This window comes from Mammaliicoccus sp. Dog046, assembly GCF_034039665.1.
Lineage (GTDB): Bacteria > Bacillota > Bacilli > Staphylococcales > Staphylococcaceae > Mammaliicoccus.
In genome coordinates this window covers 242,754-265,952 of sequence record NZ_CP120131.1, presented here as the reverse complement: position 1 = coordinate 265,952, position 23,199 = coordinate 242,754, and the positions used below count along the sequence as shown (strand labels likewise).

Annotated in this window: 18 protein-coding genes and 1 pseudogene; 3 read left to right on the top strand and 16 right to left on the bottom strand. The window is 34.8% G+C overall.

Annotated elements, in window-relative coordinates:
- Position 1: 1 nt before the first annotated feature.
- The 7 genes from P3U32_RS01240 to P3U32_RS01210 form a co-directional block, all read right to left on the bottom strand.
- Complete coding sequence (locus P3U32_RS01240) at positions 2–1,822, bottom strand: assimilatory sulfite reductase (NADPH) flavoprotein subunit (RefSeq protein WP_323703789.1); 1,821 nt, start codon at positions 1,820–1,822, stop codon at positions 2–4.
- Positions 1,823–1,935: 113 nt separating this feature from the next.
- Positions 1,936–2,667, bottom strand: coding sequence for a phosphoadenylyl-sulfate reductase (locus P3U32_RS01235; protein ID WP_323703788.1), 732 nt, complete (start codon positions 2,665–2,667; stop codon positions 1,936–1,938).
- 394 nt (positions 2,668–3,061) lie between these two features.
- Positions 3,062–4,684 (bottom strand): BCCT family transporter, encoded by a 1,623-nt coding sequence (locus P3U32_RS01230; RefSeq protein ID WP_323703787.1) that lies wholly within the window; start codon positions 4,682–4,684, stop codon positions 3,062–3,064.
- A gap of 321 nt (positions 4,685–5,005) precedes the next feature.
- Complete coding sequence (locus P3U32_RS01225; protein ID WP_323703786.1) at positions 5,006–5,704, bottom strand: LrgB family protein; 699 nt, start codon at positions 5,702–5,704, stop codon at positions 5,006–5,008.
- Positions 5,704–6,081 carry a CidA/LrgA family protein gene (locus P3U32_RS01220; protein WP_323703785.1) on the bottom strand — a complete coding sequence of 126 codons (378 nt, stop codon included), beginning with the start codon at positions 6,079–6,081 and terminating at the stop codon, positions 5,704–5,706. The genes P3U32_RS01225 and P3U32_RS01220 overlap by 1 nt, the downstream gene beginning before the upstream one ends.
- A gap of 164 nt (positions 6,082–6,245) precedes the next feature.
- Complete coding sequence (locus tag P3U32_RS01215) at positions 6,246–7,124, bottom strand: LysR family transcriptional regulator (RefSeq protein WP_323703784.1); 879 nt, start codon at positions 7,122–7,124, stop codon at positions 6,246–6,248.
- A 35-nt stretch (positions 7,125–7,159) separates the two neighbouring features.
- Positions 7,160–8,494: a sodium-dependent transporter gene (locus P3U32_RS01210; RefSeq protein ID WP_323703783.1), complete on the bottom strand. Its 1,335-nt coding sequence runs from the start codon at positions 8,492–8,494 to the stop codon at positions 7,160–7,162.
- 168 nt (positions 8,495–8,662) lie between these two features.
- Here P3U32_RS01210 and P3U32_RS01205 point away from each other — a divergent pair, with 168 nt between their 5' ends.
- Together P3U32_RS01205 and P3U32_RS01200 are read left to right on the top strand one after the other, a co-directional pair.
- A complete protein-coding gene (locus P3U32_RS01205) occupies positions 8,663–9,097 on the top strand; it encodes a VOC family protein (protein ID WP_323703782.1) in 435 nt (144 codons plus the stop codon).
- 193 nt (positions 9,098–9,290) lie between these two features.
- The gene (locus tag P3U32_RS01200) at positions 9,291–10,157 is read left to right on the top strand and encodes a nuclease-related domain-containing protein (protein ID WP_323703781.1); all 867 of its coding nucleotides are present in this window, start codon (positions 9,291–9,293) and stop codon (positions 10,155–10,157) included.
- 451 nt (positions 10,158–10,608) lie between these two features.
- Here P3U32_RS01200 and P3U32_RS01195 read toward each other — a convergent pair whose 3' ends face one another.
- The 4 genes from P3U32_RS01195 to P3U32_RS01180 are packed head-to-tail and all read right to left on the bottom strand — an operon-like array spanning position 10,609 to position 14,466.
- The gene (locus P3U32_RS01195; protein WP_323703780.1) at positions 10,609–11,577 is read right to left on the bottom strand and encodes a sugar phosphate isomerase/epimerase family protein; all 969 of its coding nucleotides are present in this window, start codon (positions 11,575–11,577) and stop codon (positions 10,609–10,611) included.
- Positions 11,578–11,600: 23 nt separating this feature from the next.
- Positions 11,601–12,638, bottom strand: coding sequence for a Gfo/Idh/MocA family protein (locus P3U32_RS01190; protein WP_323703779.1), 1,038 nt, complete (start codon positions 12,636–12,638; stop codon positions 11,601–11,603).
- A 16-nt stretch (positions 12,639–12,654) separates the two neighbouring features.
- Positions 12,655–13,371, bottom strand: a complete 717-nt coding sequence (locus tag P3U32_RS01185; protein ID WP_323703778.1) for a ThuA domain-containing protein — start codon at positions 13,369–13,371, stop codon at positions 12,655–12,657.
- 18 nt (positions 13,372–13,389) lie between these two features.
- Positions 13,390–14,466 (bottom strand): Gfo/Idh/MocA family protein, encoded by a 1,077-nt coding sequence (locus P3U32_RS01180; protein WP_323703777.1) that lies wholly within the window; start codon positions 14,464–14,466, stop codon positions 13,390–13,392.
- A 378-nt stretch (positions 14,467–14,844) separates the two neighbouring features.
- Between P3U32_RS01180 and mbcS the strand changes: the two genes are divergently transcribed.
- A complete protein-coding gene (gene mbcS / locus P3U32_RS01175; protein ID WP_323703776.1) occupies positions 14,845–16,425 on the top strand; it encodes an acyl-CoA synthetase MbcS in 1,581 nt (526 codons plus the stop codon).
- A 252-nt stretch (positions 16,426–16,677) separates the two neighbouring features.
- On the opposite strand, the pseudogene P3U32_RS01170 reads toward mbcS, so the two are convergent.
- From P3U32_RS01170 to P3U32_RS01150, 5 genes and pseudogenes are all read right to left on the bottom strand, one after another.
- Positions 16,678–16,752: pseudogene (locus P3U32_RS01170) on the bottom strand (hypothetical protein); the annotation flags it as partial.
- Between the two features lie 126 nt (positions 16,753–16,878).
- Positions 16,879–18,285 carry a helix-turn-helix transcriptional regulator gene (locus P3U32_RS01165; RefSeq protein ID WP_323703775.1) on the bottom strand — a complete coding sequence of 469 codons (1,407 nt, stop codon included), beginning with the start codon at positions 18,283–18,285 and terminating at the stop codon, positions 16,879–16,881.
- Positions 18,286–18,393: 108 nt separating this feature from the next.
- Positions 18,394–19,581, bottom strand: coding sequence for a thiolase family protein (locus P3U32_RS01160; RefSeq protein ID WP_323703774.1), 1,188 nt, complete (start codon positions 19,579–19,581; stop codon positions 18,394–18,396).
- 31 nt (positions 19,582–19,612) lie between these two features.
- Positions 19,613–21,871: a 3-hydroxyacyl-CoA dehydrogenase/crotonase FadB gene (locus tag P3U32_RS01155; protein WP_323703773.1), complete on the bottom strand. Its 2,259-nt coding sequence runs from the start codon at positions 21,869–21,871 to the stop codon at positions 19,613–19,615.
- 51 nt (positions 21,872–21,922) lie between these two features.
- Positions 21,923–23,128 carry an acyl-CoA dehydrogenase FadE gene (locus P3U32_RS01150; RefSeq protein ID WP_323703772.1) on the bottom strand — a complete coding sequence of 402 codons (1,206 nt, stop codon included), beginning with the start codon at positions 23,126–23,128 and terminating at the stop codon, positions 21,923–21,925.
- Between the last annotated feature and the right edge of the window lie 71 nt (positions 23,129–23,199).

Sequence of the window (23,199 nt, the reverse complement as noted above, 5' to 3'; positions counted from 1 at the left end):
CTTAATAAATATCTCTTTGATATCTTCTGTCTTTTTTCAACTGAGTAAGAAATGCTTCTGCTTCTTCTTCGTTATAATGACCTTCTGTTTGGATAACATTTAAAATGGCTTGATGTACATCTTTAGCCATACATTTTTCATCACCACAAATATATATCGCTGCACCTTCTTGAATCCATTGATAGAATTCTTTACTGTTTTCTTCAATGCGATGTTGGACGTATACTTTTTCTTCAGAGTCTCTTGAGAATGCTACGCTTAACTTATCAAGCACACCATCTTTCAACCAACCTTGCCATTCTGTTTGATATAAGAAATCTGTCGTAAAGTGTTGTTCTCCAAAGAATAACCACGCTTTATTATTTAGGTCTAGCTCTTCTTTTTCTTGTATATAAGATCTAAACGGTGCTACACCTGTACCTGGTCCAATCATAATCACTGGTGTTTCATTCGTTTTAGGAAACTTGAAGTTTGGATTCTTCTTCAAGTAAAGCGGAACTGTATCTCCCGGCTGTAATCGTTCAGCGAATTGAACAGAACATACACCATTTCTATCTCTATCATGTGCATGATATCTCACAGCACCGATTGTTAAATGAACTTCATCCGGCGTTGCTTGATGACTACTCGCGATTGAATACTCTCTAGCAGGTAATTTTCTTAAGATTTGATGTAACGCATCTGTTTGTAGATCTTCTGGTGGGAAGTCGTTAATTAAATCAATTAAGTCACGACCTTCTACATAACCGTAAATCCATCTATCTTTTTTAACTTTTTCTGATAACACACCATTTCCAAAAATATCTGCCGCTTTAGTCACAATTGATTTTGTTAACTTTGTAATTTCGAAATGACTTGTTAATGCTTCTTCAAGTGGTAAAGTGTCACCTTTATCATTGATTACAACACTTTCATCTGGCTTCCAAACAAGTGTATTAATCAGTTCAGATACAACTGCTGGATCATTTTTAGGGAAGATACCAATGCAATCGCCAGGTTCAAACGCCTCGTTAAATCCTTCAAGTGAAAGTTCAATATGTCGCACTTCTTTATTAGATCCGCGACCATTCAACTTAATGTTTTCAAGAATTTCCGCTTCAAATGGATTTGATCTTGAATAAGTTTGTGTTGCTGATACATCTTCAGCACTCGCTTGTGCTTGTTCAGTAGATGCCTGACTTGATGCTTGGCCAATTGTTTCTAGAATTTCTGTCATCCATTTTTCAGCTGGCTCATCAAAGTCTAAGTCACAATCAACTCTAGGTATCAATCTTTCAGCGCCAAGTTCTTCTAAACGCTTATCAAAATCTTTACCAGTTTGGCAGAAGAATTCATAAGACTCATCACCTAATGCAAGTACTGAGTATCTTAAATCGTTTAACTTAGGTGCCTTACGACTATGTAAAAACTCATGGAAGGTAATCGCATTATCAGGCGGATCACCTTCACCATGAGTTGCTGTAACGATAAATAGATCTTCTACTTTCTTAAGATCTTTCGGTTTAAAATCTTCCATACATGCGATTGTAACGTCGAAGTCTTTTTCTTTTAATTTACTTTCTAACGTTTCAGCAAGTCCTTGTGCATTTCCAGTTTCAGAACCAAATAAAACCGTAATCGCTCTCTTAGATAATTTCGGTTCACTACTAACACCTGTTGCAGTAGTAGCTTGTGTTACATCTGAAGCATTTGCTTGTATTGCTGAAGCTGATAAATAACCGCTCAACCAAACTTTTTGTTCATTTGTTAACGTTGCAAACACTTGATTTAATTTCTCAGATTGCTCTTGATTAAACGGGCTGTTTGTTACTTTTAATTCCAACGATGTCACCTCATCCTGTCCATTTTTAATTACTACTAATTTTTACTATTCTTATTAAAATAGTATGTTTTTATAATAAAAAAAGATTCAATATCCTTTAATATTTCAGTTTGTTATTTAGGTTTATTATTCGCTGTGTGTAATCCACATTCAGTCTTATTGAAGTTTGACCATCTACCATCACGAGAATCACCTGATGACGAAACTTGTGATGTACAAGGAATACAACCAATACTTGGATAGTTAAAGTCATGCAATTCATTATAAGTTAAATCATGTCGCTCAATATATGCCCATACATCATCCCAAGTCCAATATATTAATGGACATACTTTAATAGAATGAAATCTTTCATCCTTATTAATGAAGTCTGTATTTTGTCTGCTTGGAGATTGCTCTCTTCTTAAGCCAGAAACCCAAGCTGTTGCACCAGATAACACTTCTTCTAAAGGTTTAATCTTTCTAATATAACAACATTGGTTAGGATCACTCGTCCATAACGCAGGTTCATATTGGTCTGCTTGTTGTTCTAACGTTAAATCTGGTTTCTTAAGTTCAATATTTAATGAAGGATATCTTTCCTTAACACGATCAATTAAATCGTATGTTTCTTGGAAATGTAAATCCGTATCTAAAAATACTATTTTTGCATCAGGTTTTACTTTTGAAATTAAATCTATCAAAATCATACCTTCAGCCCCGAAACTACAAGAATATACTATTGAATCCCCGTAATGCCCATATGCCCATTTAAGAATTTGATATGCACCTTTTGTTTCATCGTCAGTAGCAATATCTTTAAAAGGATCAGTGTCAAAACGTTCATAAGTTAACACTTCTGCCATGATATACAACGTCCTCCTTATATTTATTTCTATAGAATATCTGTGAATAATTAAGGTAAAAAATGTAAATTATTTTAAACAGATAAGAATACTAAGAAATAATAAATTATGAAGATTAGCATACCCGATTGACGGTCTAATGTCAAACATTCTTTTTTAATTTTCAGTTAATTTAAGGCACTCAACGCCTTCAAATCGCGATATCCAAACATAGTAAAAATCACTCAAAAAAGTTTATGTGAAATTAGAAATTTTTATACGAGACAATTATGAGAGCATCGATTATATATTATGGTAGAAAAACGTCATTTAACTTCCACATTAATCGCCCACTTTTATCCTCTTCATCAACAAAAAAAGCTGGGACATTACATTATGTCCCAGCCTCAATATATTATAAATTATCGTCTTCTCTTTCTTCCCTAACTTGTACAATTCTTAATGATCGTCGTTCGACTTCTTTTAATTTATCCGCACGTTGTTGTAAGGCTATTCGATCTCCTGATAACGTTCGTATAAACGAAATCATCATAATCACAAATATTACGGTTAAAGGTACACTTGCTAATATCGAAGCTGTCTTCAATACATCTAATGCACGCTCTCCTCCTACAAGCATTAATGAGAAAGGTAATAAACATAATGCAAATGCCCAGAATAGTCTATTGGCTTTTAATGGTTCTCCAACGACTTTTTTCTGTGTTGCAGCTGCTAAAATGTATGCACCTGAATCAAACGTTGTTGCTAAATATAAGAATGCTGATATTAAGAATAATACAATCATTATTTTAGGGAATGGTAGCTGATGCATGACTTCTATAATCGTCGATTCTGCGCCATGACTATTTAAGAATTGTATAACATCAAATTGTCCTGAAATTTGTAGGAATACTGCATAGTTACCAAATATTCCAAAGAATAATACACAACCTAATGTTCCGTAAATAATTGTACCTAATACAACTTCTTTCAAAGTACGCCCTTTTGATATACGAGCAATAAATAACCCTATAAATGGCGCGTATACTAACCACCATGACCAGTAGAATATTGTCCAGTCTTGTGGGAAGTTTGTTTCTTTTCTATGTCCAATACCACCAAATGGTTCTAACCACGTAGCCATACGGAAGAAATTCTTCAACATATTTCCGAATCCAGAAACCGTTGTTTCCATTATAAAGATTGTTGGTCCTGCAATCAGAACGATACCTAATATTAAAAATGTTAACCAAACATTGATATCACTCAGTTTTTGAATACCTTTTTTCAATCCGGTATAAGCACTGATTGCGAATATCACGGTTATGATAATTAATATGGTTCCTCTCATAACTATGTTCTGACCATCCAGTCCTGTCAGACGTTCTATACCAGCTGCTATCATTGGCACACCTAATGCTAATGATGTCGCAGCACCGCCTAATAGACCAAATATAAATAGAATGTCTACTAATTTTCCTAAAAACTTATCTGTTTGTCCTTTTAAAATTGGTCGACATGCTTGGCTAATTTTGTAGATTGGTTTTTTCTTTACGAATACTAAATAACCAATTGGCAACGCAGGTAATACGTAAATTGACCATGCGATTGGCCCCCAATGAAACATACCGTACATCGTTGCATATTCAAGTGCTTCATCCGTCATACCTTGTGCACCGTAAGGCGGTACTTGATAGTAGTATGCCCACTCTATAATGCCCCAATATAAAATATCCGAACCAATACCGGCACAAAATAGCATAGATACCCAACTAAAGTTATTAAACTCTGGGCGATCACTCGCTTTACCTAATGTAACATTTCCATACTTACCAAATGCTATGTATAATACAAATCCAAATACAATTAAGCCAAGTAATAAATACCAAGCGCCTAAAGAATTCGATATCGTATCATTAATACCTGTTATAACTTCCTGACTAGCTTTCGGAAATACCATCATCGGTATAACTGCAATAAGTAATACAACTACAGTTCCATAAAAAGTCCACCAGTCCATTATTCTTTCTTTCTTCACTTCTGAACACTCCTCGTTATCGATAAATGTACACCGCTAATAAAATCACTATTAATGAATACGATGATTTCAATCACAATGAAGAGCTTATATAAGTTTTAATAAAAATGCAAACTACATACAAGAATTTAAGCCATTACTTATGAATAAATATATATATATTCTAATTATAAACGAATAGAAATATCGCCAAATCAATTGTGTTAAGTAAACATTTAACGAATTAAATAAATCTTACAAACGTTTATTATGCATTTTTATTCATAATTAGTGAATATAAATTTATCTCAAAAAAATAAGTCGTCATGATTAAATGACGACTTAAATTAAAGATATATGTGTTGTAATCAAATACAGAATCGGTAACATAATCGCACTAATTACAGCTGTTAAAATCATTCCAATTGTACTAAATGCCCCTGCTTCAATATTGGTTTCTAAAGCTTTTGCTGTTCCAAATGCATGAGATGCATTTCCGTACGTTAATCCTTTAGCTAAATCACTCTTGAATTTTGCTTTTGTAATGTAAAAATTACCTAAGATACTACCGATAAGACCAGTAGCTATAATAAACATCACGGTTAACGTATCTACACCACCCATTTGATGAGACACTTCAATACCTACTGCTGCAGTCATCGAACGCGGTAAAATAGTTACAATTGTAGAACTCGGATATCCTAATAAGAACAACGCACCATATATAACGACAAAATTCACGACGATTCCGGTTAACACACTTGAAAAAATGATTTTAAAGTTAGCTACAATCATTTTTCTGTATTTATATAATGGATACGCTAAACTTACAACTGAACAATCTAGAAATCGGTGTATCCACGATCCTCCTGCCATATAATCGTTATAATCATCACCGATAAGAAGCAGAATCCCAATAATGAAAAGTGAAGCAATCAATGCCGGATTAAGCAGAGGATGCTTATATTTAATTTGTAATTTCTTCGCTACAATAAAACTTACTATTGTTAAGACAATCATAGCAATCGTTTTAATAATCATCATGTATGCTCCTTATTCAGTTTATTTGAACTTACAATTTTTTCACAAACATATCCAGATGATAATGCGACTAAACTTGTACTAATAATAAGAAGCACGCCCATGATAATATAACTTGGACCTATTTCATTCGCAATATCCATAACACCAACAATCGATGGTACAAAGAACAACACCATAATGTTGATCAATTGATTAGCTCCACCTTCAATCCATTTTTCTGGCAAAATCTTAAACAATAATAAGAAAAACAGTAACGCAAGACCAACAATACTACCAGCTATCGGAATATGAAGCGTCACTTGTAGCCAACTTCCAACTTGCGTAATGATATATATTAAAGTTACTTGAATTAAAATTTTTATAAAACGGTGCATCCTAACACAACCTTTCCTGTAAATCACTGTATCAATCATTATAGGACGCATTTAAGTATTAATAAAATACATATTATCGATTTGAACTATTCTATTATGGAATAGTTGTAAAAATAAAAAATAACCCGTGAAAGATTACGCTCATAATCTTTCACGGGTTATGCTCATTCAAGTGATGATTTAAGAAATGTAATCCATTCCTGAGTCACTCTATTCACGTAGGCGCCTTTTTTCCAGATGAGTCCGAGATGCCAATAAATCTTTTCTCCTTCGAGTTCGATCATCGTAACATCTTCACTCATCTGTTCGGCTATGCTCTTAGGCACAATGGATATACCTAGACCTCTCTTGATCATATTACTTATAAACGTCAGCTGAGAAATCTTCGCTACTGTTTTAGGATAAAAACCAGCTTGACGGCAATTCTCAATTACCATATCTCTCAAATAATAATCATCATGCAACAAGAGAAATTCCTCATCTCTTAATTCACCAATAGCAACAGTTTCATGTTGTGCGAGTCTATGCGCCGTATTTACAACAAGAAAGAGTTCTTCTCTATACAAAGGAACACTATTATATTTAGATGAATCGACTGGCAATGTCGTTACACCAATATCTACCTCATCTTTATTAAGATAATGTTCAACCGCTTTACCGCCACCTTCAGCGACTTCATAAGTGACATTCGAATATTTATCGTGGAACTTCTCAAGACTATTCGTAATTAAATCTACTCTTATAAGTGGCGACAACCCTAATCTTATATGTCCTTTTTGAACTTCAAATATATCGTTCAACTCTAAGGTCAAGTGATCAAATAGCGTTAAGAATTCTACTGCTTTGTCGTAGAATACTTCCCCAGTATCTGTTAATTTAATATGTTTTTTGGAGCGATCAAACAGAATAATATCAAACTCATTTTCAAGATTTTTAACAGCTTTACTAATTGTTGATTGCGCAACAAACAGGTGATCTGCCGCTTGTGTCATTCCACCATTTCGTACAATCTCCACAAAATATTTCAACTGTTTAAATTCCATAGGTATCGCCTCTTTTTATGCCTTAATTTCACTTTCTATAGCGAACATATAAATACAATGATAATAATGATTGGAATAATGTATCTCATTAAGAATTTCCACGCTTTAAACCATTTAAGCGAGAGTGTATTCCCTGTTTGGAACTCTTGCTTCACGATTGCTTGATCCATTCTAAATGAAATAAATATTGCGATAAGCAGACATCCTATCGGTAATAATATGTTACTCACTAAATAATCCGTCGCATCGAATATCGATTTTCCAAATATCGAAACATCCGCTAATACACCATATGATAATGATGATGGAATACATGCGATAAATGTTAGTAATCCAAGAATCCATACGATTTTAGTTCTTGATCTTTTACCATCTTTTTCAAAAGCTGAAATGATGATTTCAAATTGACTAAATGATGATGTCAGTGTCGCGAATAAGAACAATAGTAAAAATAACGTTAAGAATAATGAACCAAACGCCATTTGACTAAATACATGTGGTAATACGATAAATAGTAATCCAGGTCCCTCAGTTGGTTCTAATGAGAAAGCATAAACAACTGGGAAGATTGCCATACCTGCCAATATAGAAACGATGATATTCATGATAGACACCGTTGCAGCAGAAGTAGGTAGACTTTCTTTCTTACTTAAATAAGAACTATAAGTGACCATACAAGAGAAACCAACCGCTAGTGAGAAGAATGATTGCCCTAACGCGTACAATACCCCTTCAGCAGCAAAGTCATCTAAATTAAAACTAAAGAAGAATGACAATCCTTCAGATGCACCTTCCAAAGTCACAGCTCGTATCACTAAAATGATAAAGAAAATAAATAATAATGGCATTAAGATATTATTCGCACGTTCAATACCTTTTTTAATACCAAAATTCAGTACAATCACATTCATAAGGATAAATATAAATACCCCTGCCAATACGGTAAATGGTTGACCAATTGTTTGTTCAAAGATTTTCCCGTAATTAGCATGATCTGACATAATGTTGCCCGTTAGTCCTAATAATGTATATATTGTGATCCAGCCACCAACTACACTATAAAATGATAATAATAAGAAACAACCGACGACACCTAATCGTCCAGTAATTCTCCAAGGCGATCCCGGTGCCAATGAATCATAAGCTGAAACTGCTTCTTTGTTTGTCGATCGACCAATAATAAATTCTGATATAAGCATTGGCAATCCAATAAATAACGTAAAAATTATAAATAATAATAGAAATGCGCCGCCTCCAAATTGTCCTGCTACATATGGAAACTTCCATATAGCACCAATCCCAATAGCTGCACCAGCTGAGGCCATAATAAATCCGAGTTTAGACGACCATTGATCACGTTGCTTTTCCAAGTTATCACTCCAATCAAATCTCTTTAATCCTATATTGAAGTATAACGCATAATCGCTTATGGCACAGTAAGAAATTTATGATTCAGAACATACTGTAATATTATTCGCTAATCAAGTAGGCATTCTATATAATAAGAATCACAAAATACTGAATTGGAGATGCTTCCTATGAAAATAGAAAAAATGGATCACGTTGGTATTGTCGTAAAGGATTTACAAGCTGTTAAACACTTTTTCACAACATTAGGACTAGAACTGATAGGTGAACAAGACGTTAACGGTCAATGGATAAAACAAATTTATGGTGCTGAAGCAGATGAAGCAACAATAGCAATGATGAAAGTTCCACATGGCGAAACAGTCATTGAGCTCATCAATTTCCGAGGTGAAATAGATAGTCCAGAAATCTTTACTCATTTCCCTAAATACGTGGGAGCAAGTCACTTTGCATTTTCAATCCAAAATATTGAACAAGTTGTTGCTAACTTAAAATCAACAACCGCACATATCATTGGCGACATCATTCAATACGAAGATATATATAAACTTTGTTATATCAAAGGTCCAGAAGGCATCTTTGTAGAACTAGCAGAAAAATTATAATTTAAAAATTGTGGGAGCGGGACAGAAATCTAATTTATAAAAAAAGATTTCGTAGTACCGCCCCGGTAAGGATAACTAGATACTAAAAGAGGATGAGACATTACTTTATGTCTCAGCCTCGATTTCTATTTTGTATTTTGTATTTGGCAAAAGATTAATATATAATATATGTAAAAAAATAGGAGGCATGCATATGAACCAATCCTTATATTTTAAAGCATTAGATAATCGACTCGACGACACTCATTTACATCGTGATATGTATCGGCAAATGAAAGGCGTCGAAGGTGAAAGTAAAATCGCACATATTTTAAAACAAATACCCGATTTAAACTATTTGAACAACGTCGCTTTCAATATTAAAAATCGTATTCAAATCGATTTTATAATTGTTGACGACGAACACATTTTTCATTTAGAAGTAAAACATTATAAAGGCGATTATCATATTATTGATGGTCAAATGAAAAATGAATTCGGAAACATCTTCGACACACCATTTAAACAAATGAATCGAGCAGCACACGAGTTACAATTACTCACCCATGAATTAAACATCACTCGGCCAATCTTATCCTATCTTATTTTTACAAACCCAACATTTACACTTCACACAGAAATCCCAAATAGAAAGCAAGTCTTCCTTCCAACAGAACTACACAAAATTCCACGATTATTCAAAAACTTTAGAAGTAGAGAAAACAAAGAAATACTCAACAAAATCAAAACCCAGCAACAAGACTTTTCCAATATTTATCCCGAAATCAATATCCCTTTCGAACAGATTAAACCCGGATTAAGATGCCCACATTGCAGAAAAATCGGTCACATTCAAATCGATGCGCGTATGCGATATGGCTTTTGTTTATATTGTTCAACTCAAACAAGCCGACAAAAATTATATTTAGACAATTTACTAGAATTGCACATCTTGAAACGCGAACCATTCACATTAAACGACGCAGAAAGATGGTGTGGAGGGAATAAATGGGCCATAAGAAAATTATGTAATAAACATTTCAAGAGAAAAGGTCAACACACAATTCAATACTTTACTTAACTTTTAATATCGTTCATATAGTCATTGCGACGTTAACTCACGACTTTGGCCATCTCTTGGATTAACTTCTGCGTTAACTCACGACTTACCTCATCTCTTGGATTAACTTCTGCGTTAACTCGCGACTTACCTCATCTCTTGGATTAACTTCTGCGTTAACTCACGACTTGGGCCATCTCTTGGATTAACTTCTGCGTTAACTCACGACTTACCTCATCTCTTGGATTAACTTTCGCGTTAACTCACGACTTACCTCATCTCTTGGATTAACTTTCGCGTTAACTCACGACTTACCTCATCTCTTGGATTAACTTCTGCGTTAACTCACGACTTCACACCTCAACACATCACCCAACCTCAAAAATTCTAACTAAACTAAAAAATAGCGCCTTATAAAGTTTTCACTCATCACGTGTCTACTTTATAAGGCGCTTTCTACTTTTTTATTAAATTAAGCCCACCATATATCGTTTAATGTTTCGTTGATATTCACATTTTTTAGGTTTTGCGCTGCTTTTTGGAAGCCTTCGTCAACTGACATAATTGGATCTTCATGTTCAATACTGACAACATAATCATATCCATTAATTCTTAATGCACTGATGATATCGCCCCAAACTTGCGGACTATGACCATAACCAACTGTTCTAAATGTCCAAGCTCGAGATTGTACTGAACTATATGGTTGCATATCTGTCAGTCCATACATATTGACATTTTCTTGATCAATATAAGTATCTTTCGCATGGAAATGATGAATCGCATTGGCTTTGCCTAATATTTTTATAGCTGCGATTGGATCTATACCTTGCCACCATAAATGACTCGGATCTAAATTTGCACCAATGGCATCATTCGTCGCTTCTCTCAATTTCAATAATGTATATGGCGTATGTACGGAGAATCCAGCATGTAATTCGATACCCACTTTAACATTATGATCTTTAGCGATTTGAGCCGCTTCTTTCCAATACGGGATGAGCTTCTTCTCCCATTGCCACTCCAATATTTCGGAATAATCTGTTGGCCAAGGTGTGACCGGCCAGTTCGGATATTTCGCTGTTTCATCAGAACCTGGTATCCCTGAAAATGTATTTACGACTGGAACGCCTAACATGGAAGCGAGCTTCACTGATTTCACAAAAGTCTCATGTGCTTGTTTCCCATGTGATTCATCAGGTGAAACTGGATTATCATGACAACTAAATGCACTAATTTCTAATCCTCTACTATGAATCGCATCTATAAATTTATTTCTTTCATCTTCATTTTCTAACAACACATCAACATCACAAAAATGATTCCCTGGGTTACCGCCTGTTCCGATTTCTACCATCTTCAAACCTGCTGCAGCAACGTGATCTAACATTTCTTCAAATGATTTATCTTGAAAAAGTACTGTAAAAACACCAATATTCATAACTTAGCACCCCTTAACGATTATTATAGTCTTACACTTCTTCCTTCTTCACTACTTCTATAAATAGCATCAATTAATGTACTCACTTGTCTTGCTTGTTCAGGTTGTACAACTAATGTTTCATTCCCTAAACAGCTATTCACAAAGTTCAATGTTTGTCTTTGTGCTGCAACATCTTCATTATGTTCTGCATCTGCTTGTTCATTAAAGAATGTGCCCATTTTAGATTGATAGATTTCAAATGGATAAACATTAAGACCGCCACCAACGCCGGAAATACTTAAATGAATTTGATCTTCTTTAATATTTGCAGACCACGAACACTCAAATTGCATTGTTGAACCATCATCAAAAGTAATAAACGTTGACACATGATCATCGACTTCAAATGTTTCGTGATTAAATGTACCCCAATCATTGATTTGACCAGGTGTCTTACTTAAACGATTATATGTTTTTCCAAGCACTTCAACAGGCTGTCTGTCTTTTAATAACCACATAGCCAAATCTAATAAATGACATCCATAATCTATTAGACTCCCTCCACCTTGAAGTTCTTTATTTGTAAACACGCCCCAGCCAGGTACTTTTCGACGACGTAATGCACGCACTCTAGTTACGAGTGGATCACCAACAACATCGTCATCAATCGCGCGATTCGCAAGTATAGCTGCATCCGTAAATCTATAATGATAGCCAATCGCTAATAACTTACCTGAAGTATTTGCCGCTTCAATCATCTTGTCACATTCTTCTTGATTCATCGCCATCGGTTTTTCACAAAATACATGTATCCCCGCATTTAGTGCTGCGACACTCATTTCAGCATGAAATTTGTTTGGTGTACAAATAACGACAGCATCAACATCATTAAACACCTGTTGATACGTGTCATATACATTTGGGATATTAAATGTCGAAGCAACTTGCGATGATTGTTCTTGATTTATATCGAACACACCTACAATATCCACTAAATGATCTAATTGCTTAAACGCTGGAATATGCCTACTCTGAGCGATACCCCCAACACCAATAAAACCTACTTTCAATTTATTCATATATATTGGCTCCTATTTATTTTTTACTAATTGCTTCTAAAGGTTGCGCGTTACCATACTCATGTTTAGGCGTACGACCTGTATATGCCCATTTCACCGCATTCTTAATAACTTGCTGAATGTCTGCATGATAATACGTCGGATAACTTTCATGCCCAGGTCTAAAGTAGAATATTTTACCGTTCCCTCTCTTAAACGTTGCGCCACTTCTAAATACTTCTCCACCTTCAAACCAACTGATAAATACGGTTTCGTCTGGTGCTGGTATATCAAAGTGTTCACCATACATTTCTTCCTTCTCTAACTCTATATATGAACTTAATCCTTCCGTGATTGGGTGCGTCGGGTCTACTACCCATAATCTTTCCTTCTCATCAGCTTCTCGCCATTTCAAATCACATGTTGTTCCCATTAGGCTTTTAAATATTTTCGAAAAATGCCCTGAATGCAGAACGATAAGTCCCATACCATCTAAGACACGTTGTTTCACTTTGTTTACGATATCGTCTTGAACTTCATCATGTGCCTTATGTCCCCACCAAATTAAGACATCAGTTTGATTCAACACGTCATCCGTTAGGCCATGTTCTTCTTCATCTAACGTTGCTGTCTTAACGTCATGTTCTTCTGACAGAAATTCAGCAATCACTTTATGAATGCCTTCTGGATATACTGCTTTAATTTCTTCGCTTTCTACTTCATGTCTATATTCATTCCAAACTGTAATATTCATTTTATTGACCCCTTTTTATTATTCAAAGTACACAGCTTTTCCTGTCTTTGCTGATTCATATAATCCTTCTAATATACGTGTAATCACCATTGCTTCTTGTGGCTTCACAACTGGTTCAGTGTCATTCAGAATACTATCAATCCAACTACGTGCTTCTACTTCTGCTTCATCCACTGTTTCACCTTCATAAAAATCAACACCTTTATTTTCGAGTTCGATTTTCTTCGTATATAAAGTCCCGAAGTCTTCCCCATGAATGTTTAAACCATTTTTCATATCTGCGCCACCTTCTGTACCCGAAAGTGCACATTTAGCTTCATCAACATCTAAAGAATTGAGCGCCCAGCTGGATTCTAGCACGATCGTTGTTCCATTCTTCATCTTAATAAATCCAAATGCGGAGTCTTCTACTGTAAATTTATTTGGATCCCAAGAACCCCAAGCATTGGCAGCATTTTCTTTTTTACCTAACTTATGAAAAGTAGATCCCATAACGGATTCTGGTTCGTAGTTATTCATCATCCATAACGTTAAATCTAACGCGTGTGTACCAATATCAATAAGTGGACCTCCACCTTGTTTTTCTTCATCTAAAAATACGCCCCATGTTGGAACAGCGCGTCGACGTATCGCTTGTGCTTTCCCATAATAAATATCCCCTAAATCACCACGTTGCGTCGCCTTATGTAAATATTGACTATCCGGTCTAAATCTATTTTGATAACCAATTGTTAATTTTTTATTATTACGTTCTGCCGCTTCAATCATAGCTTGCGCTTCTTCCGTTGTTTTCGCCATCGGTTTTTCGCACATGACATGCTTACCTGCGTCTAATGCATCCACAGTCAATGTCTTATGTGAGCTATTTGGCGTACAAACATGAACAACATCAATCGACTTGTCTTCTAACAATAATTTATAATCTTCATATACTTTTGCACCCTCAGAACCAAAAGCCTCCGCAGCAGCTTGTGCTTTATCAATTTCGATATCACAAAAAGCAACCATCTCTACCTCGTTTATTTTTGACAAACTTGGCATATGCTTACCATTAGCAATACCACCACAACCGATTATCCCTATCTTTAACTTCATGAGAACATCCCCTTTAATATATTTAAATGTATCATTTTTATAGAAAACGCTTACATATATGTGTACAATTATAAATACAAAACACTTATATCACTATCGTAAATTAAAATGGATTAAACACCAATGAATATCCCCTGTAAAGACACTTATATTTCATAATAGAATATATTTTCATAACTTAAAAATATTTTCATCATTTCTCTAAAGTCACTTTCCTTTTTTTGCAATTTTTCTTATTTCCACTACTTTCTCCACAATAAGACGTAAATTTTTTGATAATTCAAACTAAATTACTTTCATATAGTTTCATTTACTCGTATTAATTGTCATACCTTGTTAAAATGAATGGATAATTTAAAAATAGACGAGGAGATTAACATGAAAAACGCAAATTTAATTGCACCAGATAAATATAATATTGTTCATGAAATTGAAAAGCATACTTCAAACACTTCTAAAGAAGCAATTATTTTTGAAGATGTCGACGGCAACGTTCAAACAATTACATATGCTGAGCTGATCAAAAACGCTAATAAAGTAGGTAACATATTCAAAAGTCATGGCTTAAAAAAAGGTGATAAAGTACTTATCATTATGCCACGTTCTATTAAAACGTATGAAATCTATATTGCGGCATTAAAATTAGGCATTATCATTATCCCTAGTTCCGAAATGCTACGTACAAAAGACTTACAACACAGAATCTCACACGGCGAAGTAGATGCAGTTGTATCCATCCAACAATGTACAGTAGAGTTTGAAGACATAAAAGAATACGATCAATTAACGAAATTTATCGTAGGAGGAAATAAAGCTGACTGGATTTCTATAGAAGATGAGCAATCAACTGCTAGTGAAGACTTAACGGTTGAAGAAACGACACGCGACGATATCGCTATCTTATCTTACACTTCTGGTACAACTGGTTTACCAAAAGCCGTTATCCATTCTCACGGATGGGGATTTGCACATATTCAAACAGCACCAAAACATTGGTTAAGCATTAGTGAAGCTGATACGGTTTGGGCTACTGCTGCACCAGGTTGGCAAAAATGGATTTGGAGTCCATTCTTATCTATCCTCGGTTCTGGCGCAACTGCCTTTGTATATAATGGTAAATTTAGTGCATCTACTTATTTAGATTTATTAGAGAAACATCAAATCAATGCACTTTGTTGTACGCCTACTGAATATCGTTTAATGGCTAAACTACCAAATTTATCTGATTATACTTTAGAACATCTTCATAGTGCAGTTTCTGCAGGAGAACCTTTAAATAAAGAAGTCATCGAACAATTCCAGAATAACTTCAATATTAAAGTGAGAGATGGCTATGGACAAACTGAGAATACATTACTGATTGCATTCTTAAAAGATACAGAAAGCAGACCAGGCGCTATGGGTAAAGCAATACCTGGAAGTTATGTTGATGTTATTGATGAAGATGGAAATCCTATAACAAATGGAGAAATCGGAGACATCGCTGTTTCATTAGATTCTCCATCACTATTCAAAGGATATTTCAAAGATGAAGAACGTACTGAAAAATCAAAACGCGGTAACTATTACGTAACCGGAGATCGTGCTCAATTAGACGAAGACGGATATTTTTGGTTTAAAGGTAGAGAAGATGATGTCATCATTAGTTCAGGTTATACTATCGGACCCTTTGAAGTTGAAGATTCATTAACGAAACACCCTAAAGTTCAAGAATGTGCAGTTGTCGCTAGTCCAGATGAAATCAGAGGTAATATCGTAAAAGCCTTTGTTATATTACAAGACGACATCGAAAGTAACGATGAACTTGTTAAAGAACTTCAAACTTACGTTAAAAAAGACGTCGCACCATATAAATATCCAAGAGCAATCGAATTTGTTTCAGAACTACCAAAGACAAACTCTGGAAAAATACGACGCGTTGAATTAAGAGAAGCAGAACAACAAAAATATAATAAATAGAAGAAAGGATGGGACACAGTGTCCCATCCTTTTTTTGATTTGATAACAAAAGATATCGTGCGTTTGATACTGAATCGCACGATATCTCGTCACTTTACCCAAAGTCTTCGTGCGTTTGACCCTGAATCGCACGATATCTCTGCACTATACCCAAAGTCTTCGTGCGTTTGACCTTGAATCGCACGATATCTCCGCTCTATACCTAAAGTCTTCGTGCGTTTCATACCTAATCGCACGATATCTCAATCCGTTTTACCTTACATATTCAAATATACCTGCTGCACCCATACCTACACCGATACACATTGTAACCATGCCATATTTTGATATTTGAAGCCTTTTTTAGATTTCACTCATTCATCATTCCTAGAAAAATTCAAAGTAATACAAGTACTAGGAATTGCGTTAATAACAAATTAATCTGGACATATAGTTAGAACTTCCATAGTTCCATCAAGTTTCAGTATCACTTATTTCTGGGCGTAGGTTTAATTTTTCCGTAGGTTGTAATAAACGTTCTATATCTATACTACGAACACTATTAATAACCTGCGCTTTATCTTTATAACCATAACTTCCCACTCTATCAAGAACTAGTTGCGTCAAAAGTTTCACAGGATTCTCAGGATAATAACTATTTCCCAAATAACTTTTAATTTCTTCCTCTGAATAATGAATAAAGTTTGTCTTGGCAACTAGTCCCTCTAATTTATAAAACAGTAGCTGTCTAACTTTATTAAATTCATACCACTTGATAAAAAACTCTTTCGTGAATTGGAAAGCCTCTTTAACCCCCCTCTTCTTTTGTCTATTATCATTTAAATAGTTAAACATATAAGTATAGCAATACTTAGGTATCAAAAACATACTTTGTCTATCTGAGAAAAAATACGTTTCAGTTAATTCTTTCAAATTTTGTACTTCAGTGTTATAAAGTATAAATTCCGCAATGGTTTGAGAATTCATATTATTCATCGTTCTTAATGTGTTATAAGATAACAAATCAATATTAATTCCCAAATAATCACATACTTTAATAACATCTTCAATTTTCGGCTGTTTATTATTCATTTCCCATTGCAAAAATTCACTACTTGAAATATTAATGTCTTTTTCAATATCTTGAATTTCGATATCTTGTCGTTCTCTATATTCACTTAATAATTGCAATCCTATTTTACTCTCATCATGGTAGTCGTAATAATCTTCTTCAAAAACACTTCTAATTTCACTTTGGGCAAACTCTATATTATGAATAAGTGCATTCATATCAATAGGTTCCCTTTTATCATTAAAACTAGTATATCCAGCTGAATCTATTTCTAAATTTATCGGGAATTTCCATGTATTTTTATGTTCAAATGCACCAAACATTTCCAAATGATCCACAAAAGAAACAGACCTATAAAAAAGTATATCACTACTTTCTTTACTCACATCTTTAAATAAGAAGTCGTAATAATCACGCATTATAAAATCATATTTAGGTAAAGAAACCCAATCTCTACTTTTCACTAAATCAAAATTGGGAATGATGTCTGATAAGTTTTTAAAAGTTTTTGGCATCCCATTGCTATGACCATGGAAGTATTCTTCGATATTAAAGTTAATACTTCTAATTTCAGATTTATTGTAAGATTCCCAATCTTTTTCCAAGAATTCTGAAATCGATATACTAAAATATGATGCAAGGTCATTTATGATACGATAGGTAAAATCACATCGATTAGATTCTAAGTCCTTTATCTTTCTTTTTGTATAAAATCTAGATTGTGTAAAATCATTCAAAATGTCAGCTAATTCCTTTTTGTCTAATCCTCTGATTCTTCTTTCAAATTCAAGTTTGATTCCCAATTCCATACCATTGCCTCCTTTATTTGATCACCATACAAGCTATATTTTTATAAAAAAATTACAACAAAAGATATCGTGCGTTTGACCCTGTATCGCACGATATCTCAATCCGTTTTACCTTACATATTCAAATATACCTGCTGCACCCATACCTACACCGATACACATTGTAACCATGCCATATTTTGAATCTGGTCTTTTCTCCATTTCAGATAATAATTTTCCAGTTAACATTGCGCCTGTTGCACCAAGTGGATGTCCTAATGCGATTGCACCACCGTTAACGTTTGTTTTATTAATATCTAAACCGACTTCATTCATTGAAGCGATTGTTTGTGAAGCAAAGGCTTCGTTCAATTCTACTAAGTCGATGTCATCAATGGATAAGTTTGCTAATTCAAGCACTTCTGGTATCGCATACGCTGGACCGATACCCATTAATTTAGGATCTACACCTACTGCTTTAAATCCTACAAATTTAGCAATAGGCTTCACGCCTAATTCTTTAACTTTATCACCTGACATTAACACTACAAATCCTGCACCGTCTGTTAATGGTGCTGATGTTCCTGCAGTGACTGTTCCATCAGCTTTAAATACTGTTCTTAATTGTGATAGTGATTCTAAATTCGTTTCTGATCGAATCAACTCATCTTGTTTAAATATATCTTTACTCACTTCTGGTCCTCGTGCGCCGTAATTCACTTTATGCACTTCAATCGGTATAATTTCATTTTCAAATTTTCCAGATTGTTGTGCTTCCGTTGCACGTTTATGGCTTTCAACTGCATATTTATCTTGTTCTTCTCTTGACACTTTGTATGTTTCAGCAACCTTTTCAGCTGTTAATCCCATTGGATAAGAAACACCTGTATCTTGTTCTTGTAATTCAGGATTATTGGTAGGTTCATTCCCACCCATTGGTACTGCACTCATCAATTCAACACCACCAGCAACTAATACATCAGCTTGTTCTGACATAATTTCATTGGCAGCGATGGCAATTGTTTGAAGTCCAGATGAACAGTAACGATTCACTGTTTGTCCAGGTACTTCATTAGGTAAACCTGCTAGTAATGCAATTGAACGTGCGATGTTTTGCCCTTGCAAACCTTCAGGGAAAGAATTCCCGACAATCACATCTTGCACCATGCTCGGTTCAAATGTACCTCCAATGCGATCGAGCACACCTTTTAATACTTGTCCGCCAACTTCATCTGGTCTTTCATGAAATAAAGCGCCTCCTGGTTTTGCTTTTCCTGCTGCAGAACGACCGTATGCTACTATATATGCTTCTTGCATTGATATCCATCCTCTCTTATTCAGCTCTTGATTAATTACGTAAAGGTTTGCCTTTTTCTAACATATGGGTAATGCGATCATACGTTTTCTTATTTTGTAATAAAGATAAGAAGCCTTCTCGTTCAAGCTTTTGAATATATCTTTGATTCACGAACGTATTACGTGGTAAGTCACCACCAGAAAGTATATGTGCCACCTTCAATGTAATTTCATAATCATAGTCACTGATAAAATGACCGATGCGTTGTGCATCTAATTGCGCTTGTGCAAGTGCTTTGAAATCTCTACCCAATGCTGGATATTGTGCTTTAGGTTTCGGTATATAATTCGCTTCAGATTCATATCTCGCTTTATTTAAAGCTACTTCGACACGTTTTTCTTTATTGAAAATAATCGTATCAATGTCGCGAATATAACCATATCGTTTAGCTTCATAAGCATTTGTAGAAACTTTCGCTAAACCTACGTTCATTAATATTTGCATCACTGACGTTTGTTTATCATCATTTTTATGATTGCTTCTCAATATTCTATCCGACAATTCAGCTAATCCTCCACCAGAAGGTAATAAGCCTACGCCTGTCTCAACTAAACCGATATATGTTTCACTTGCGGCTACGATAAACGGTGAGTGCAAGACTACTTCACATCCGCCACCAAGTGCTCTTCCGTGAACAGCAGTAACAATTGGTTTTAATGCATATTTCATTCTATTGAAACTTTCATGAAGTTTATCAATTGCTGGTCCTACACCTTCAACAACTTGATTATGTTCATGCGCTTGTTTCATCAAATACAAGTTCGCGCCAACACTGAAGTTATTGCCGTCAGCATAAATGACCATACTTGAATAATCTTCTTGTTCAAGTAAATCAATAGATGCGATGATATCACTTGCGACACCATCAGAAATAATATTATTTTTACTTTGAATCTTAAATAATAATTGATCTTTGTTAGCTACAGATAAAAGTGAATCTTCTTTATTCCAAATCTCACGATCGATAAATGCTGATGCTGGTGTCACACGTTCGATAGATTCTCCTTCTTGATAGAATCCGTCTGTTTGTTGTTCAATCCATTCCGGCAATTCTCCAAGTTCTTCTTTCATTTTCGTTTTAACACGTTCAAAGCCCATTAAATCCCAAAGTTGGAACGGTCCTTTCTTCCAGTTAAAGCCCCATACGAGCGCTCTATCGATATCTCGATAATCTGCAGCTGCTTTCGGCACATTAATTGCAGAGTAATAGAAGTTATTTCTTAATGTTTCCCATAAAAATTGACCGCCTTTATCTTCTGCATTAAAGATGACATCTAAATTAGATTTTAAATCTTTACTGAAAGATGCTAATATTTCAAACGTTGGACGTTCTTGTTGAACATAATCATTTGAATTGATATCAAAGACAAGGATATCTTTTTTAACTTTTTTATAAAAACCTTGTTTCGTTTTACGGCCAAGTGCACCTTGTTGAACGAGCGTTTCTGCTACTTTTGAATCTTTAAAGTATGGTTGTTCTTCCGGTACTTGTTGCAATCCTTTCGTAACGGTAACTGCAATATCCAATCCTACTAAATCGGATAATCCGTATGTGCCTGTGCCTGGTCGGCCAATCGCACGGCCAGTTAACGCATCGACGTCAACGATCGAAAGACCTTGCTCTTCAGCACGATACATAATATCATTCATCGTTTGCGTCCCCACTCTATTCGCTACAAATCCTGGTACATCATTAGCAACAACAACGCCTTTACCTAATCTTTCTTCAGCGAATAATTGAACACTTTCAATGACATGCTCAGCTGTTTCAGCGTTTGGAATGACTTCAACCAATTTCATAATACGAGGTGGGTTAAAGAAATGCATCCCTAAAAATCGTTGTTTATTTTTATCATCAAATGCTTTAGATATCGCTTCGATTGGAATTCCCGAAGTGTTAGTCGCAAAGATTGCACGCTCTTTAGCAACCTTTGTCACTTGTTTCCATACTTGATGCTTAATATCTACTTCTTCCTTAACCGCTTCAATATAAATATCTGCATCATCTTTTTCTGTTAAATCATCTCTAAAGTTACCAAACGATAAATTAGATGCTGTTTCTAAATCAAATAATAATGGTCGTTTCTTATCCGTAATAATGTCATACGCTTTTTTAGAAATTTTATTTGGATCCTTTTCATCTATTACAATGTCTAATAGTTTTACTTTTAATCCTGCATTTACTAATAATGCAGCAATCTGACTTCCCATTGTACCTGCACCTAAAACGATCGCTTTATTTATTGTCATAAAGAGTCCTCCAAATTAATATATTCTGTGATTCATAACATGTGTTTAGATTTAAAGAAATGCTGAATCTCCAGTCAAAGCACGTCCTATTACTAACGCATTAATTTCATGTGTACCTTCATACGTATAAATCGCTTCTGCATCCGCAAAGAATCTTGCAATATCATATTCAGCAAGAATACCGTTACCACCTGTGATGCCACGTCCCATAGAAACGGATTCGCGTAATCTAAGTGCATTCATCATCTTCGCAGTTGAAGTAGCAACTTCATCGTATTCACCATTTTCTTGCATTCTTGCTAATTGTGCACAAATGGACATTGAATGTGCTAAATTACCTTGCATCATTGCCAATTTTTCTTGAATCAATTGATATTTACTAATTTCTTTACCGAATTGTTTACGTTCAGTCACATAATCAAGTGTTGCACGTAAAGCGCCCGCAAGTGCACCTGTAGCCATATATGCTACGCCTGCACGTGTTGAATAAAGTATTTTCGCAATATCTTTAAAGCCATTTATATTTTGAAGGCGTTGATCTTCAGCCACTTCTACATTTTTCAAATGGATTCGTGTATTCGGAATGATTCTTAGCGCAATTTTGTTCTCTATGATGTCGATATCCACACCTTCTTGTTCAGGTCTAATAATAAATCCTTTAGGTTTTCCTGTATCTACATCAACTGCATATAACGGAATGACATCTGCTAAGTTTGCACCACCAATCCATTTCTTCTCTCCATTTAATATCCATTTATCACCTTCACGTTTAGCTGTCGTTTCTAACCCACCTGCTACATCTGATCCGTGCTCTGGCTCAGTTAAAGCAAAGCAAGTTCTCAATTCATGTGATTGTAATTTAGGAATGTAATGTGCAATTTGTTCTTTGCTACCTCCAAATAGGAAGGAATTATGCCCTAAACCTTGATGAACCCCTAACAATGTAACTAAAGACACATCAAATCTTGCTACAACGTAAGACATAAAGAATTGAAATAGTTGGCTTGGTGTTTTAGCACCTTCACGTCCTTCAAAAAGCAATCGATTTTGGAAGTAGTTGAGTTTACCCATATCTTCAAAAAATCCTTCAGGAACAGTAGCGTTCACCCAGTGTTCATTGATTGTTGGACGATATTTTTCTTCTAATAAATCATCGAGTTGCTTTAAGAATGTAACTTCACCTTCTGTTAAATCGCTAGCAATATTCAATATATCTTCAGGAAATAATGTTTTTAAAGTTTCTGATTTTGTTGTCATAATGATGACCTCCATATATTATTTAAGCGCTTTCATTAATGTTCAAAAATTTTTACACCTTTATTTTTATT

Bases quoted from the DNA above. Each gene is read 5' to 3' on its own strand.
- P3U32_RS01235 (WP_323703788.1), bottom strand. From the start codon at position 2,667: ATGGCAGAAGTGTTAACTTATGAACGTTTTGACACTGATCCTTTTAAA.
- P3U32_RS01225 (WP_323703786.1), bottom strand. From the start codon at position 5,704: ATGATTATTAAAACGATTGCTATGATTGTCTTAACAATAGTAAGTTTT.
- P3U32_RS01220 (WP_323703785.1), bottom strand. From the start codon at position 6,081: ATGCACCGTTTTATAAAAATTTTAATTCAAGTAACTTTAATATATATC.
- P3U32_RS01215 (WP_323703784.1), bottom strand. From the start codon at position 7,124: ATGGAATTTAAACAGTTGAAATATTTTGTGGAGATTGTACGAAATGGT.
- P3U32_RS01205 (WP_323703782.1), top strand. From the start codon at position 8,663: ATGAAAATAGAAAAAATGGATCACGTTGGTATTGTCGTAAAGGATTTA.
- P3U32_RS01200 (WP_323703781.1), top strand. From the start codon at position 9,291: ATGAACCAATCCTTATATTTTAAAGCATTAGATAATCGACTCGACGAC.
- P3U32_RS01195 (WP_323703780.1), bottom strand. From the start codon at position 11,577: ATGAATATTGGTGTTTTTACAGTACTTTTTCAAGATAAATCATTTGAA.
- P3U32_RS01190 (WP_323703779.1), bottom strand. From the start codon at position 12,638: ATGAATAAATTGAAAGTAGGTTTTATTGGTGTTGGGGGTATCGCTCAG.
- P3U32_RS01185 (WP_323703778.1), bottom strand. From the start codon at position 13,371: ATGAATATTACAGTTTGGAATGAATATAGACATGAAGTAGAAAGCGAA.
- P3U32_RS01180 (WP_323703777.1), bottom strand. From the start codon at position 14,466: ATGAAGTTAAAGATAGGGATAATCGGTTGTGGTGGTATTGCTAATGGT.
- mbcS (WP_323703776.1), top strand. From the start codon at position 14,845: ATGAAAAACGCAAATTTAATTGCACCAGATAAATATAATATTGTTCAT.
- P3U32_RS01165 (WP_323703775.1), bottom strand. From the start codon at position 18,285: ATGGAATTGGGAATCAAACTTGAATTTGAAAGAAGAATCAGAGGATTA.
- P3U32_RS01160 (WP_323703774.1), bottom strand. From the start codon at position 19,581: ATGCAAGAAGCATATATAGTAGCATACGGTCGTTCTGCAGCAGGAAAA.
- P3U32_RS01155 (WP_323703773.1), bottom strand. From the start codon at position 21,871: ATGACAATAAATAAAGCGATCGTTTTAGGTGCAGGTACAATGGGAAGT.
- P3U32_RS01150 (WP_323703772.1), bottom strand. From the start codon at position 23,128: ATGACAACAAAATCAGAAACTTTAAAAACATTATTTCCTGAAGATATA.